Origin of the sequence: Rhodobacter maris (assembly GCF_900217815.1) — a bacterium.
GTDB lineage: Bacteria > Pseudomonadota > Alphaproteobacteria > Rhodobacterales > Rhodobacteraceae > Rhodobacter > Rhodobacter maris.
Genome location: NZ_OBMT01000003.1, coordinates 236206 through 251966, shown reverse-complemented (window position 1 = coordinate 251966; position 15761 = coordinate 236206). Strand labels below are relative to the sequence as shown.

11 protein-coding genes are annotated in these 15761 nt (G+C 65.5%); 7 read left to right on the top strand and 4 right to left on the bottom strand.

The window, feature by feature from the left end; all coding sequences use genetic code 11:
• Positions 1–49 precede the first annotated feature (49 nt).
• From CRO22_RS07205 to CRO22_RS07195, 3 genes are read left to right on the top strand one after another with little or no spacing between them, the layout of a single operon-like run.
• Positions 50–583 carry a gamma-glutamylcyclotransferase gene (locus CRO22_RS07205; RefSeq protein WP_097069451.1) on the top strand — a complete coding sequence of 178 codons (534 nt, stop codon included), beginning with the start codon at positions 50–52 and terminating at the stop codon, positions 581–583.
• A gap of 60 nt (positions 584–643) precedes the next feature.
• Complete coding sequence (locus CRO22_RS07200) at positions 644–1837, top strand: biopolymer transporter ExbB (RefSeq protein ID WP_097069450.1); 1194 nt, start codon at positions 644–646, stop codon at positions 1835–1837.
• Positions 1838–1845: 8 nt separating this feature from the next.
• Positions 1846–3174, top strand: coding sequence for a peptidoglycan -binding protein (locus CRO22_RS07195; RefSeq protein ID WP_097069449.1), 1329 nt, complete (start codon positions 1846–1848; stop codon positions 3172–3174).
• A gap of 529 nt (positions 3175–3703) precedes the next feature.
• Here the strand turns inward: CRO22_RS07195 and CRO22_RS07190 are convergent.
• Positions 3704–4180, bottom strand: a complete 477-nt coding sequence (locus tag CRO22_RS07190) for an aminoacyl-tRNA deacylase (protein WP_097069448.1) — start codon at positions 4178–4180, stop codon at positions 3704–3706.
• Positions 4181–4326: 146 nt separating this feature from the next.
• On the opposite strand from CRO22_RS07190, the gene CRO22_RS07185 reads away from it, so the two are divergent.
• Both CRO22_RS07185 and CRO22_RS07180 read left to right on the top strand, forming a co-directional pair.
• Positions 4327–5094 carry an SDR family NAD(P)-dependent oxidoreductase gene (locus CRO22_RS07185; protein ID WP_097069447.1) on the top strand — a complete coding sequence of 256 codons (768 nt, stop codon included), beginning with the start codon at positions 4327–4329 and terminating at the stop codon, positions 5092–5094.
• Positions 5095–5105: 11 nt separating this feature from the next.
• On the top strand, positions 5106–6287 hold the full coding sequence (locus CRO22_RS07180; protein ID WP_176518574.1) for an acetyl-CoA C-acyltransferase: 1182 nt from the start codon (positions 5106–5108) through the stop codon (positions 6285–6287).
• A 113-nt stretch (positions 6288–6400) separates the two neighbouring features.
• Here the strand turns inward: CRO22_RS07180 and CRO22_RS07175 are convergent, their stop codons facing one another.
• On the bottom strand, positions 6401–8248 hold the full coding sequence (locus CRO22_RS07175) for an HAD-IIIC family phosphatase (RefSeq protein WP_097069445.1): 1848 nt from the start codon (positions 8246–8248) through the stop codon (positions 6401–6403).
• A gap of 418 nt (positions 8249–8666) precedes the next feature.
• On the opposite strand from CRO22_RS07175, the gene CRO22_RS07170 reads away from it, so the two are divergent.
• Entirely contained in the window at positions 8667–11036 is a 2370-nt protein-coding gene (locus CRO22_RS07170) for a methyl-accepting chemotaxis protein (protein WP_097069444.1), read from the top strand.
• A 322-nt stretch (positions 11037–11358) separates the two neighbouring features.
• Here the strand turns inward: CRO22_RS07170 and CRO22_RS07165 are convergent, their stop codons facing one another.
• Entirely contained in the window at positions 11359–11670 is a 312-nt protein-coding gene (locus CRO22_RS07165; RefSeq protein ID WP_097069443.1) for an ETC complex I subunit, read from the bottom strand.
• Between the two features lie 365 nt (positions 11671–12035).
• Between CRO22_RS07165 and uvrB the strand changes: the two genes are divergently transcribed.
• Positions 12036–14219, top strand: a complete 2184-nt coding sequence (gene uvrB, locus CRO22_RS07160; protein ID WP_097069442.1) for an excinuclease ABC subunit UvrB — start codon at positions 12036–12038, stop codon at positions 14217–14219.
• Positions 14220–14299: 80 nt separating this feature from the next.
• Here the strand turns inward: uvrB and dacB are convergent, their stop codons facing one another.
• On the bottom strand, positions 14300–15751 hold the full coding sequence (gene dacB / locus CRO22_RS07155) for a D-alanyl-D-alanine carboxypeptidase/D-alanyl-D-alanine endopeptidase (RefSeq protein WP_097069441.1): 1452 nt from the start codon (positions 15749–15751) through the stop codon (positions 14300–14302).
• Positions 15752–15761 lie beyond the last annotated feature (10 nt).

Genomic DNA, 15761 nt, shown 5'->3' with positions numbered 1-15761 from the left:
CCAAACCCTGCGCCACACTCTATGCCGCGCCGCAAGGGAGGGCCAGCGGATGACAAACGCACTCTGGATCTTCGGCTATGGGTCGCTGATCTGGGATCCGGGCTTTGCGCCCGCGGAAGTCGTCCCCGCGCGGCTCGACGGCTGGCACCGCAGCTTCTGCATGCGCTCGATCCATTTTCGCGGCACCACAGCGGCGCCGGGCCTCGTGCTCGCGCTCGACGCCGCCCCGGGGGCGCATTGCTGGGGCGTGGCGCTGCGCGTGGCGGAGGATGACCGCTCGCGCGTGCTGGCCGAGACCCGCGCCCGCGAACTGATCTCCGACGCCTATCTGGAACGCGAGCTTCCCGTAACGTTGAAAGACGGTCGCAGCGTCACCGCGATTGCTTACGTGATCGACCGGGACGGGCCGCAATATTGCCGCCTCTCGCCCGAAGAAGAGGCGCAGATCATCGCCACCGCCGCAGGCACCCGCGGGCCGAACCGCGATTACCTTTTCAATACCGTCGCACATCTGGGCGCGCTCGGGCTCGAGGATGACGCGCTCGCCACACTTGCGGCCCGGGTACGGGCGCTCCCAGCTTGACCCTTGTGAGCGCCGCGCCCCCGCCCTAATCTTTCCGGGAAAGAAGACGAGAGGCACTTCATGCGCGCACCGGCCCGCCCCCAGGCCCCGCAGTTCTCGCAACCCGTCCGGCAGGTGCTCTCGATGCTTGCGGTGCTGGCCCTCGTGGGCCTCGGCGGCTGGTTTGCCTATGGCCGGGTATTCACGATCTTCGAGGCGAGCCCCTGGCTCAACGGCCTGATCCTCGCCGTCTTCGTGCTGGGCATGCTCGGCTGCTTCTGGCAAGTGGCGCAGCTTGCCAAAGCCGTGGTCTGGATCGAGAGCTTCGCGGCGGACCGTCCCGGCCGCCCGCAGTATCGCCCGCCGCAAATGCTTGCGCCGCTCGCCGCCCTTCTGGGCGCGCGCGGCACGAGCCGGACGATTGCCACTTCCGCGGCACGCTCGATCCTCGAATCGGTCGCTACCCGCATCGACGAGGCGCGCGACATCACCCGCTACCTCTCGAACCTGCTGATCTTCCTTGGCCTTCTGGGCACGTTTTACGGGCTTGCGACCACTGTGCCGGGCGTGGTGGACACGATCCGCGCCCTCGCGCCGGCACCCGGCGAAACCGCCACGGCAGTTTTTGACCGGCTGATGGCGGGGTTGGAGAGCCAGCTTGGCGGCATGGGCACCGCGTTTTCCTCCTCGCTTCTGGGGCTCGCGGGTTCGCTTGTCGTCGGGCTGCTCGAGCTCTTCGTCACGCATGGGCAAAACCGCTTTTACCGTGAGCTTGAGGAGTGGATCTCCTCGATCACCCGGCTCAGCTTTGCCGCGGGCGAAGGCGAAGGGGGAGAAAACGCTGCCGTGACCGAGATCCTCGATCACATGGCCGAGCAGATGGATGCGCTGCAGACACTTTTCGCGCGCGCCGAACATGCCCGCGGCCAGACTGAACTTCAGCTTGCCCGGCTCTCGCAGGCTTTCACCGATTTTGCCGCGCAGATGGCGCCCGAACTTTCCGCCCGCGCCGCACAGGCCGAGGCGATCGATCATATGACCGCCGGACAAGAGCGGCTGATTGCGGCGCTCGAAGGGGTGAGTGCACGGGCGGACGCCGCACAGAATGCCGAGATGGATGGCGAGATGCGGATGCGGATGCGCTCGATCGACCTGCAGATGTCGCGGCTCCTCGAAGAGATGGCGGCGGGTCGGCAGGAGAGCATGGCGGAGCTGCACAACGACTTTGCCGCCCTCACCCGTGCGGTGCTCGCGCGTGCGCGAACCGAAGGTTAGGGGGCGCGATGGCACTCTCGGCGCGCCGCGGCGCACGCTTTTCCACCAATGTCTGGCCCGGCTTCGTCGATGCGATGGCGGCGCTTTTGATGGTACTCTTTTTCGTGATCTCGATCTTCCTGATCGTGCAATCCATGCTGCGCGACACCATCACCACGAAAGATCAGGAGCTTGATGCCCTTGCCGCGCAGGTGGCGGGGCTGGCGCAGGCGCTCTCCCTGCAAGAGGCGCAAAACACTGCGCTGACCGGGCGGCTCACCGCGGCGGGCGAGAAGATCTCCGCTTTCGAGGCGCAGGTGGCGGGGCTTCTTGCCGAGGCCGCGACGGCGCGTGAACGGATCGCATCGCAAAGTGCCACGATCGCGGCGCAAGGCACGGATCTCACGGCCCGAGCGGCGCAGATCGCGGGGCTTCAGGCGGATCTGAAGGCCACCGACAGCGCCCTCGCAGCAGCGCGGCTCGACCTCGATCAGGCGCGCAGGAAGGCGGAGGAAACGCTCACGCTTCTCGCTGCCGCCGAGGCTGCGAAAACGGATCTGCAAGGCAGGCTCGAGACCCAGCTGAGCGCCGCCGAGAAGGAAGCCGCGCTGAAGGCGCTGGCTGAAAAGACCCTCACCGAAACCCGGGCAGAGGCCGACCGCAATGCCGAACAGGTGGCACTTCTGAACCAGCAGATCGCGGCCCTGCGCGGCCAGCTTGCCGATCTGCAAGCGGTTCTGGGGGAGGCTAAAGCGAAGGACGATGCCGCGAAGGTGCAAGTCGAGGCGCTCGGCACCCAGCTCAACGCTGCGCTGGCGCAGGTGGCCGCCGAGCAGAAGCGTCGCGCCACGCTGGAAGAAGAGGCGCGCAAACGCGCCGAAGCGGAAGCGAGGGATCTTGCGCGCTACCGCTCGGAATTTTTCGGCCGGATGTCGCAATTGCTCGAAGGCCGGCAAGGCGTAAGGGTGGTGGGCGACCGGTTCGTGTTCTCGTCCGAAGTGCTGTTCACTCCCGGTTCGGCCGATCTCGCCCCGGAAGGGCAGGCGCAAATCGCCCGTGTGGCAGAAACCTTCCGCATCCTGGCCTCGGAGATCCCGCCCGAGATCGACTGGGTGCTCGAAGTCGATGGCTTCACCGATGACACACCGCTTTCCGGGCAAGGCGCGTTCAAGGACAACTGGGAACTCAGTCAGGCCCGCGCGCTCTCGGTGGTGCGCTACCTGATCGACGCACAGGGTTTCGCCCCGAAACGCCTCGCCGCGGCGGGCTATGGCGAATTCCGCCCGGTAGCGGAAGGCACAAGCGAGGATGCCCGGGCCCAGAACCGCCGCATCGAACTCAAACTCACCGAGCGTTGATCGGGTTCGGGCCGCCGGCGCGCATGGGCGCACCGCGAAAGCGGCAAGGGTCTTCCGGGAATGTCGCGGATTTCCGAAATCTCTTGACCTCACGAACGCCTCGAGAGGTCAAGAGGTCTTTGCCTGTATGTCCCGTGCCCTGGGTATGGACCTTCTGGTCCTTGATTGCCCTCAGGCTAGCACGAGTGATTCGGCTTGTGAATCCCCTTCTTCGCGCCCCGGCGCGCCCCGGTTCAAAAGCGTTTGTCGCTCCGCAGCGCGCCGGTCCATTGCCGTTCCGGCTGGCCCCCGAATTTCTGAAGTGTCGGGTGAGCCCCTAAAATCCGCTCAAGCCGCCAAGCCGGTTGTGCGGACCGAGCCGCGGCCGCTTGCGCGTAGGCTGCGCATCTCCCCGTCGCGGTCGCCAAAACGGGGGGAGCGTTTTCATCATCGGGCCTCTCTTCCCGGCCGGAGCCCCGGGTCCGCATCGCCTTCAGCCTCGCCCTGGATTGCAGCCGCTGTCCGGCCGCCGCAGGGGCCATGACATGTCTTATCCCGCCAGAAGCGGCCGCGCCGTGCCGCCCGAGACGGCAAGCGCATCGGCTGGCGCGAGCCGCACCATCAAGCCGCGCTGGCCAGCGTTGATCACCACCGAGACCAGTCCGAGCGCGCTTTCCTCGAACGCGACGGGCACACGTTTTTTCTGCCCGAAAGGCGAAATGCCGCCGGTATGAAAACCGGTCAGACGCTCGGCCTTGTCGGGGGCCATCATCGCCGCGGTCTTTCCTCCGAAAGCCGCCGCCACCTTCTTCATCGACAGCGAGCCATCCGACGGGATCACCGCACAGGCGGGCTTGCCATCCACCTCGACCATCAGTGTTTTCAGCACTTCCCGCGGCGCGGCGCCGATCGCCTCGGCCGCATGCAGCCCGATTTTCTCCTGCCCCGGGACATAGTCGTAAGCGATCCGCTCAAATGCCACTTTTGCAGCCTCAAGGGCGCGGGTGGCGGGGGTGGCAGTGCTCATGGCGCTCTCCTTTGTGCCGTTCTCGCCGCCCGGTCCGGCCCCGTCAACGGCAAATTCCGTTGCGTCGCTTTCGGCCTCAGACCCGCTCGGGCATTGCGGGGCGGCCGGGCGCGATTAAACTTTCCCTCAGGGAAAGGGAGGAAATCATGCAGATCGAAGGCAAGGTCTTCGCTGTCACCGGCGGCGGCTCGGGGCTTGGCGCGGCCGTCGCGCGGATGGTCACGGAAGCGGGCGGATCGGTGGTTTTGGTCGATGTGAACGCCGAAGCGGGCATGGCGATGGCAGAGGAGCTCGGGACGGCAGCCCGGTTCGCACGCACCGATGTGACAAGCGAAGCCGAGGGCATTGCGGCAATCGAGCTTGCCCGCGCGGCATTCGGCCGTCTCGACGGGCTGGTCAATTGTGCCGGCGTGGCGCCGGGCGAAAAGATCCTCGGCCGCGAGGGGGCGCACCGGCTGGAAAGTTTCGCCCGCGCGGTCGCGATCAACCTTGTCGGCACGTTCAACATGCTGCGTCTTGCCGCAGAGGCAATGGCCGCCAACGCGCCCGGCCCGGGGGGCGAGCGCGGCGTGATCGTCAACACGGCCTCAATCGCCGCTTTTGACGGCCAGATCGGTCAGGCCGCCTATGCCGCCTCGAAAGGCGGCGTTGCGGCACTCACACTGCCCGCGGCGCGGGAACTCGCGCGCCATGGCATCCGCGTGGTCACCGTGGCGCCCGGCATCTTCCAGACGCCGATGATGGCAGGGCTGCCCGAGGAGGTGCAGGCGAGCCTCGGCGCTTCGGTGCCGTTTCCGCCCCGGCTCGGCGATCCGTCCGAATATGCGGCGCTCGTGCGCCATATCCTCGAGAACCAGATGCTCAACGGCGAGGTGATCCGGCTCGACGGTGCGCTCAGGATGGCCGCCAAATGAGGGGGGATGCGATGGATCCTGTCGTGATCGTGGGGATGGCGCGCACCCCTATGGGGGGCTTTCAGGGCGATCTCGCCACCGCCAGCGCGGCCGATCTCGGCGCGGTGGCGATCAAGGCCGCGGTCGCGCGTGCCGGGCTCCCGCCCGAGGCCGTGGAGGAGGTGATCATGGGCTGCGTGCTCCCTGCCGGGCAGGGGCAGGCCCCCGCGCGGCAAGCGGCGCTTGGCGCGGGGCTGCCGCTCGCTACTGGCGCAACCACGGTGAACAAGATGTGCGGCTCGGGGATGAAAGCGGCGATGTTCGGGCATGACCTGCTGCTTGCGGGCACGGCGCAGGTGGTGCTTGCCGGCGGCATGGAGAGCATGACGAACGCCCCCTACCTCCTCGCCAAGGCGCGCGGGGGCTACCGGCTCGGGCATGATCAGGTGCTCGATCACATGTTCCTCGACGGTCTCGAAGACGCCTATGACAAGGGCCGCCTGATGGGCACCTTTGCTGAGGATTGCGCCGAGAGCTTCGGCTTTTCCCGCGCGGCGCAGGACAGCTACGCGATCGCCTCGCTCACCCGCGCGCAGGCGGCCATCGCAGGGGGGCGGTTTGCCGCCGAGATCGCACCGGTCCCGCTCTCGGGCCGCAAGGGCACGACACTCGTGGAGATCGACGAGCAGCCCGGCAAGGCACGGCTCGACAAGATCCCGACCCTGAACCCCGCGTTCCGGGCGGGCGGCACCGTGACGGCGGCGAATTCTTCCTCCATCTCCGACGGTGCCGCGGCCCTCGTGCTGATGCGGGCCTCAGAGGCCGAACGGCGGGGCCTTACCCCCCGCGCCCGCATTCTCGGCCATGCGACCCATGCCGACAGGCCAAACCTCTTCCCGACGGCGCCGATCGGGGCGCTCAGGCGCCTCTCGGACAAACTCGATCTCGACCTCGCGCGGGTCGATCTTGTCGAGGTGAACGAGGCTTTCGCGGTGGTGGCCATGGCGGCGATGCAAGCGCTCGATCTGGACCACGAGAAGGTCAACATCCACGGCGGCGCCTGCGCGCTTGGCCATCCGATCGGCGCGTCGGGGGCGCGGGTGCTCGTAACGCTGCTCGCCGCGCTTGAGACGCATGGCCTGAAAACCGGCGTCGCCACGCTCTGCATCGGCGGGGGCGAGGCAACGGCGATGGCGATCGAGCGGCTGATGTGACGGCGTGCCGGAGCGGCCCTTCGCTCCGGCGCTCCGAGCCCCGCGAGACGGGGCTGAAGCCGGCACGGCCGCTTTGGTGCCTTCGGCGCGACGAAGGCCGGGCCTCGCCGCGCTCAGGCGGCGGCAGACAGCTCGAAAGTGAGCGCGACATGCGCGGGCGCGGCGACTTCGGTTCCACCGGCGGCGACCTGCACGGTCTGATCGGTCTCGAGCGCGCGAAAGCCGCATTTCAGGAACACATCGCGACTGACCAGATTGGAGTCGGTGGCAAAGATGCGGGCCCCGAACTCACGGCCCGGCTCGCGCAGGCGCACATCGGCCATGATCTCGCGAATGACCGCCTGCTCGATGCTCAAACCAAGGACGCGGCAGCTCATCGCGAATTGCACAAAGATCCCCTCGCGATAGATCACCACCCCGACCAATCCATAATCCGTATAGCGATCCTGGGCGTAAAAGCCGTAAAGCGTGCCGCCGGAGGCGAGCACACTGTCGAGCTGCGCCGCCGTCCAGCGCAGGCCTGTTGTGTTGAACTGGTTGGTCTTATTGAGCAGTTCCAGGCAGCGCGCACCGTCGCGATGTGCGGTCGACGGCACCCGGACCAGACGCACCCGGCAATTGAGATCGCGCAGGAATTCCTCGCGCGAGAGGGTCTCGCGGTCCTGTTCCCGATGCTGGATCTGCCGGATCGACGTTTCGCGATTGACCGTTTCGTTCGACAATGTCGCCAGCTGCGTTTCCGGAGACCACAGCAGGATCCGCCGCGTCTGGTTCGGCGAGTCGCCAAGCACGCGGATGCCGGGCAGGGCCGCGCGAACCGCCTCACGTTCGACCGGATTGTCATCGACAAATACCACGCTCTTGGGGGTCAGTCCCGCCCGCGAGATCATCCGCCCGATCACTTCCGCCTTCGGGGTCCAGCCGATCTCGACGATGGCGAAATCGTCGAGCGTGAGCCAGCTTGGCATCACGGCATGATGCCAGCGCTCGCGAACGAGGCTTTCCTCGTTTTTCGAGCACACCGCCGTGATGATGCCGCGCGCGCGCAAGTGCTGGATCGCTTCCCACATGCCCACAGGCCAGCCGTGAAACACAGGCGAAGCGATCCCGGGGCCATAATGCTCGACGATCTGGCCGCGCCAGAGCGTGTCGTCCAGATCGAAGATGACCATCTTGACCATGTCGGTCTGGTTCACGATCCGGTAGAGGCACTCGGCCTGACGCCAGAGCGCGCAAAACACATCACCCCCCGGCCCGGCGTAGATGTCCTCCAGAGGAACCACCGGGTCCAGCCGCCCCCAGGCCGGGGCGTTCCACTCCGGAGAGATGTCGAACTCGTTGTCGACCGCCGACCAGAAATGGGAATGCGAGTAGAAAGTGAAAGTGTCGTCCATCAGGAACCGTTTGCCACAGGCAGAGGCAACCATGTCCACATCGGCGATATAGGCATTGGGACAGGTCGCCACGAGCCGCGCCAATTCCTCGTTCAGCCGACGGACGATTGACGCAAAATCGCTGCTGCTGCCCGCCCGGTCGAGGGCCGCCACGACCGGCACCTGCGGCACGAAGAAATTCGTCACGAATGTCAGCAGACCATGCGCACGGTTGTAGGCGAGGGCCGCTTCAAGCGTCACCCGCAAGAACTGCAAGGATCGCTCCATGACGCTCTCTGCAACGCCGGGCTGCTGGAAATCGGCAAAGCGCACCACCTCATCGCGCACGATGTAGCGCAGCGAGAGCTGAACATATTGAAAATCATAGGCCAGAACGGCTTCTTTTGACAGATCGGGCAAATCGCCCGGCCCGTTGAAAACCAGAAGATCGAACTCGGTGTTCGGCGTCTGGCGGCGGAACCCGGCTACGGTTTCCTCGGCCATGCAGGAGCCGAGGACCAGAACCTTCGATATTTTACTGGGCCGGACCTCCAGCGCGCGCGGAAAAAGGAATTCTTCGGCGTTCAAAGCTGTCTCCTTCTGAGATGTGATCGGGGCCAAATTGGCCACGGCCGCAGCACAAACAGGCTTAATCCGGCTCGGTTTAGAAAGGATTAAGGGTGTTCCGCTGGGCCGGGACGCAAAGCGCCTGACGCAGCCAGAGGATCACCGTCGCAGCGCGCGGTTGCGCCGATCCCTTTCTGACCCGGCTCGCCCCGCGCCCGCCCGCTTCTGTTTGGTTGCCTGCAGGACAGGCCGCGAGGGGCAACACGCCGCCTTTTTTCGGGAAAACCGCCGATAGTCGGGATTTTAGGGAAAGAAATGCGGTGTTGATCCAAGCGCTTGCGAGTACCGCTTGCGGGATCAATCCACGGCCCGGGGCGCCTTTGCGAAGCTTTAGGAAACTTGCCGCACCTTTTTCCCATGTAGATCTGTGGTAGTAACGATGACATCTGTTAACCTCCCCAAAACCTCCTTGCGCCGCGTCATGGCGGTGTCTCTCGGCCTTCCCGCGACCCTCGCGCTGGTGTTCGGCATTTTCCTGATCGCAGAGCGCTGGCAGGTGCTGAGCGATGCGCGCATGGTTCAGCAACTGATGGAGCTGGCCCAGGACGCGGGCGCCGTGGCGCATGAACAGCAACTCGAACGCGGCATGACGAGCCTGTTCCTGAACGGCACGGAAACCACCTTGCCCGAGCGGCTGGTGGCGCAGCGCACCGCCACCGACACCGCACGCGCGACGCTTCTGGCAAAGGCCGACGGGATCGGGCTCGACCATCTGTCCGACGAGATTTCCGCGCTCGTGACGGAACTTGCGGGAGATTTTGAACGCTCCGAGGAGATCCGCAGCGGGGTCGATGCGCGCAGCCTGCCAGTGGCCGAGGCGATCGAATATTACACCGAGATGGATGCAGATGTGCTGCAAATGGTCGAAGTGGTGGCGAGGTCCACTTCGAACGCGCGGATCAGCAACCGGATCGCCGCCTATGGCGCTTTCCTGACAGCAAAAGAGCGCTCCGGACTCGAACGGGCGCTGGGGGCCGGAGCCTTTCGCAAGGGCGCCTTCGGCACCCAGGTCCTGCTCGCAATGCGCACGATGGTGGCGCAGCAGGAACAAGCGCTCCTCTTCTTCGAGGCGCTGGCCGCCCCGCAAGACCGCGCCGCGGTCGCGCGCCTTGAAACGCTGCCGGCCAACGTCGAGCTGGCGCGGATGCGTCAGATCGCCTTCACCTCGCCCGAAACCCAGGATCTGGGCGGTGTGACGGGCGAAGAATTTTTTGCGACGGCGACCCAAAGGATCGAGGCGATGAAGGAGGCCGAAAGCGTGATCGGCAATGGCATCAAGGCGGAAGCGGCCGACGAGGCCCGTTCCGCCCTGATCGGCTTTCTTGCGGTGGGCGGGATCATCGTCGGCGCCCTCGTGGGCTCCCTGATCCTTGGCCTGCGATCGGTGCGACGCACCGAGACGGATGTGCGCGATCTCGCACAGGCGGCGGGCGAGATGGCACGCGGCGCGCTGGATACTGCATTGCCCCTGCCGCACCTGCGCGAAACGGCGCAAATGGGCGCGGCGCTCGACAGTTTCCGGGTGAGCATCCTTGAGGCGCAGGAGCGCGAGCGGCAAGCCAGGGCAGAGCGCGAGGCGCATCGCCGGCAGGAAGCCGAGCGCGAGGCAGCGGCGCGGGCCGGCAAGGAAGCGCGGTTGGCCCGCGAGGCCGAGGCGGCACGGCTGATGGCCGAACGCGACCGCCATATCGCCGCCGAGATTTCCGTCGTCGTCAATGCCTGTGCGCAAGGTGATTTCTCGCGCCGGATCGACCTGGCCGACAAGGAGGGGATCCTGGCCGAGATCTGCCGGGGTCTGAACCAGATCGGCGAGATCGCCGATGCGGGCATCGCCGAGGTGAACAGGGCGCTACGTCACCTCGCCGAAGGCGATCTGACCTATCTCATCTCTGATGGTTTCGTCGGTGTCTTCGCCGAGATGGCGCAATCGGTGCGGGCGGCGAACGACAGCATCACAACGACGGTACGGGCGATCGAGGACACCTCACGCATCATCGACAGTTCGAGCGCCGAAATCGGGACCGCCGCGCACGATCTGGCTCGGCGCAGCGAGCACAATGCCGCGATGCTTGAGGAAACCGCCTCGGCACTTGAGGAAATGGCGAGCTCCATCGGTGGCATGGCGGGGATCGCCAATGATGCCAAGGAGCGCATGCACACCATTTCGACCCATGCCGAGAGCGGCAACACCATTGCCCAGGATGCGCTTGTCGCAATGGAAAGCATCCGGCAATCGTCCGAACGGATCGAGCGCGTGCTCCAGGTGATCGACGAAATCGCCTTCCAGACCAATCTTCTGGCGCTCAACGCCGGGGTCGAGGCGGCGCGGGCGGGCGAAAGCGGGCGCGGCTTTGCCGTTGTCGCCTCGGAAGTGCGCGCGCTGGCGCAGCGCTCGTCCGAAGCCTCCCGCGAGATCGCGCAGATCATTGAAACCGCGGCGCGCGACGTCGGGCGCGGCGTCGAGATGGTGGATCACACGGCCGATGCGCTTGGCCAGATCGTCGGCTCGATCGGGGATGTTCAGGAACGGATCGAGCATATCGCGGGCGCCGTGGGCGAAAGCAAGGTCGGCATCGCGGAGATTTCCAAGGCAACCACCGAGCTCGACCGGGTGTCGCAGCAAAACGCCGCGATGATCGAAGAGACGAATGCCGCACTCTCGGCCCTGCGGATCGAGGCGGATCAACTCGTTGCGAATGTCAAGCGGTTCCGCACCGCGGAGACGGATCCCCGGGCCACCGCCGCTTGAAGGGTAGGGAGAGATCCGCGGCAGGATCTCTCCGATCTTCGCAGCCGCATCACGATCATTGCCGGCACGGGTCCAGAGCCCCTTGGTTCGCCGCCGCCCCGCACTTCGACAGATGGTGCGGGGCGATCGTGGAAGATCTGCCGGTGCAGGTCAGCGCTGTCACGGTCATCCCTGTTACGGTCATCCCTGTTGCGCGCGGGCCGCGCACGAGCCTTCGCCCTGCGCACAGCAGATACAAAAAGGGCGCCCCAAGGGCGCCCCATATGCAGATCTCGGTTAAAACTTATGCCCTACGGTGAGAACTCGGGTCTTTTCTACACTCTCAATGCGTCCAGTTCGCACGGCGATTCGATTGGAAATTCTCGCCATAGCCCATCTGGCGAATATTGATCGCGCGCTTGTGGGCGCCCGTCACGACATAATCGATGCCTCTGGTTTTTGCATAATGCTCTGCCGCCTCGCGGCTGTCGAACTTGAGGCGCACCTGGCTTTGCGTGTCCGACGACCCGGTCCACCCCATCAGCGGGTCAATGTCCCGCGCCTCGGATGACAGGAAATCGAGATACCAAAGCTTGGTTTTCGCCTGGCCGGACTGCATCGCGTTGCGGGCAGGCTGGTAGATACGTGCGCGCATGGGACCCTCTCTGCTGACACCTCTTTGTATCGGATCCGCGCGGAAACGCAAGCGCTGCATACCATTGTGTGCCGAAACTGCGGTTCGCACAGGCGCCCGCACATCATGCTCGGAAGAAGGGGGAGGGATGCTACCGGCCGGGTCTGGGGAGCGAGGGGTGGGGGTGGTGCCCCGGCCGGTAGCGAATGCTGCTTGCTCCGACAACATGCGAACAACGGCCCCGAATCGCAAGCGAAATATCCGCGCAACTCATTGATTTGCTATATCAATTTGAACGTTTACCTTAACCTTTCGGCAACTCTTTCGACAAGGCCTTGAAAGAGAACGAAAAGGGACCGACAGTGAGGCCTGCCCGAGGACTCAGCATGCCCCACAACAACGACAACCGCCCCGTCGAACGCCCCGATGTGCTCACCCGCGCCAAGCTCGAAGGCGGCAAGCGTTTCACCATGAAGACCGAATTTGCCCCGGCCGGCGACCAGCCCGCCGCGATTGCCGAGATTGCCGCCGCTGTGCTTGCGGGCGAGCGCGATCAGGTGCTTCTGGGGGCCACCGGCACCGGCAAGACCTACACGATGGCGAAAGTGATCGAGGAGACCCAGCGCCCGGCGATTATCCTTGCGCCCAACAAGACGTTGGCGGCGCAACTCTACGGAGAATTCAAAGGCTTCTTCCCCGACAACGCGGTGGAATACTTCGTTTCCTACTACGATTACTACCAGCCCGAGGCCTATGTCGCGCGCACCGACACCTATATCGAGAAGGAATCGATGATCAACGAGCAGATCGACCGGATGCGCCACTCGGCCACCCGGGCGCTGCTGGAGCGGGACGATGTGATCATCGTTGCCTCGGTGAGCTGCATCTATGGCATCGGCTCGGTCGAGACCTATTCGGCGATGACGCAGGACCTGACCGTGGGCGGGCTTTACGATCAACGCAAGTTTCTGGCGGACCTCGTGGCGCAGCAATACAAGCGCCTCGATGCCGCCTTCCAGCGCGGCGCCTTCCGCGTGAAGGGCGACACGGTCGACCTCTGGCCCGCCCACCTCGAAGACCGCGCCTGGAAGTTCAGCTTCTTTGGCGAGGAACTGGAAGCGATCACCGAATTCGACCCGCTCACGGGGGCGAAGACGAACAGCTTCGAGCAGATCCGGATCTACGCCAACAGCCACTACGTGACCCCCCGCCCGACGCTGCAGCAGGCGATCAAGTCGATCCGCTCGGAGCTCGCGCAGCGGCTCAAGCAGCTCACCGGCGAGGGCAAGCTTCTGGAGGCGCAACGGCTTGAGCAGCGCACCAATTTTGACCTTGAGATGCTCGAGGCAACGGGTGTGTGCAACGGCATCGAGAACTATTCGCGCTATCTGACCGGGCGCAATCCGGGCGAGCCGCCCCCGACTCTTTTTGAATTCATTCCCGACACGGCGATTGTCTTTGCCGATGAATCCCACGTCACCGTGCCGCAAATCGGCGGCATGTATCGGGGCGACTACCGGCGCAAGTTCACGCTCGCCGAACACGGCTTCCGGCTGCCGTCCTGCATGGACAACCGTCCGCTCAAATTCGAGGAATGGGATGCGATGCGCCCGCAATCGGTGTTCGTGTCCGCCACACCCGCGGGATGGGAGCTGGAGCAGACCGGCGGCGTGTTCACCGAACAGGTGATCCGCCCCACCGGGCTTCTGGACCCGGAGGTGGAGATCCGCCCGGTCGAGACGCAGGTGGATGACCTTCTCGATGAAATCCGCAAGGTCGCGGCGCGCGGGCTGCGCGTGCTTGTGACCACGCTCACCAAGCGCATGGCGGAAGACCTCACCGAATATCTGCACGAACAGGGGGTGCGGGTGCGCTACATGCACTCCGACATCGACACGATTGAGCGCATCGAGATCCTGCGCGATCTGCGGCTTGGCGCCTTTGACGTGCTGATCGGCATCAACCTTCTGCGCGAGGGGCTCGACATTCCCGAATGCGGGCTCGTGGCCATTCTCGATGCCGACAAGGAGGGCTTCCTGCGCTCGGAGACCTCGCTGATCCAGACCATCGGGCGGGCCGCGCGCAACGCCGATGGCCGGGTGATCATGTATGCCGACAAGATCACCGGCTCGATGGAGCGTGCGCTTGGCGAAACGAACCGCCGCCGCGAAAAGCAGATCGCTTACAACGCGACGCATGGCATCACACCGCAGACCGTGCGCAAGAATGTCGAGGATGTGCTGGCCGGGCTCTGGGCGGGCGACACCGATATGGCGCGCGTCACCGCAAAAGTTGATAAAGTGCAATCGGGCGCCAATCTGGCGGCGCATCTTGAGGGGCTGAGATTGCAAATGCGCAAGGCTGCCGAGAACCTCGAATTCGAGGAAGCGGCGCGACTGCGCGACGAGATCAAGCGTCTCGAGGCGGTGGAGCTAGTGGTTGCCGACGATCCGCTGGCGCGTCAGTCCGTTGTGGAAGAAGCGGTCGAAGCCGCGACACAGGCCAAGGGCCGCTCAACCGCGGGCCGCCCGGGGCAACGCGGCGGGGTGAAACGACCCCGCAAGAGATAGGGTCGTGCAAGCGACAAGGTTTTCATTGCCGCCGGATGGCAGGCGGGAAAGCCTCGCAGCGGCAAAGCCGGTCCATTGCGTCAGCCGTAAAGCGCGGCCCAGCGCGTGATCAACTGGCTTTGCAGCACTTTTGACCGCCGCACCCAGGTTCGTGACCCTTCGGGCTCGCCGCTGCTTTGCGAGCGCGCGCGGCGCGCCAGATCGCCGGTGAAAATCGCAAAGGTGAGCTCGGTGCCGTCAGGCGCCGTGATGAACCCCGTCAGCGTCGAGACGAAATTCAGCGTGCCGGTCTTGGCGTCGACGCGCAGCCCCGGCACCTCAACCGTGCGCCCCGCGCTATCGCGCAGCCCGAAGGGCTTCATCAATCCTCGCAGCCCCGCCTTCGGACCAAGCAGGGTCACAGCGCGCACCATCTCGAGCGCCGAGATCCGGTCCTCGGCCCCAAGCCCCGAATGATCGACAAACCGCGCCTTGCCCCCCCCAAGCTTGGCCGCGAGCCAGGCGCTCATCGCCGCGCCCGAAGCGCCGCGCGCCGCATTGGCCCCGCGCGCCGCGCTCGCGGTCATCCCCACCGCCTCGGCGGTGATGTTGGTGGAATATTTGAGCATCGAGCGCAGGATCACCGGAAGCTCTGACGATTGCCGCGCGGCGATCATTTGCGCACCGGCAGGCAGCCCGCGCAGGGGTTCGGGCGCGGGCAGCGCACAGCCCTGCGCCCGCGCCAGTGTCTGGAACACATCGCCCGCGTAAGCATCGGGCAGGCGCACCGGCAACCAGAGGCTTCCCGCCTTGTTCAGCCCCCCCGATGCAACCGTCCAGTGCTCTTTCCCCCCCGTCTGCCGGTAGCCGAAGAGCGGCGTCGAACGGTTTGCGAGCGCGGCGTCGATCGTATAGGCCGTGGGCTGGTATTTCTCCGACCAGGCCTCCATCCCCAGCGCATAGCCGCCCTGACCGCGTTTCCAGCGGAAATGCACCCGATTGTAATTCAGGATCAGCCCGGAAATCGACGGGTTGTAGCCCACATGGACGGGCTGGTCGGCGGCAATTTCGGCGGCATAGGGCAGCGCACCGCCCCAAGTGTAGAACCGCCCGGTGAGCCCGCGCACGCCCGCGCGCACGAGCTGGGCGGCCAGATCGGCGAGCCCGTCGGTGTCGAGCGTCGGATCACCGCCGCCAGCAAGGATCAGATCGCCCCGCAAAACGCCCCCGCTCACCGGCCCCGTTGCCAGCAGCCGGGTGACAAAACGATAGGAAGATCCAAGCGTTTCAAGCGCATAAAGTGTGGTGATCGTTTTTGCCGTGGAGGCGGGCGCCATTGCCCGATCCGCATTCATCGCCTCGAGCACGAGCCCGGTGCGGGCATCGGCTACCAGATAGCCCACCTCGCCGCCAAGCTGCGCCGCCGCGACAAGTTCCGCCCCGGAGAGCGGGCGCAGCGCCTGCGCCTCAGCCCGCGCAAGCCGTGGCGCAGCCAGCGCCGTCATCCCCGCAACCGCACCCCCGCACAGAATGCTCCGCCGCGTCAGCTTCATGGTCCGTCCC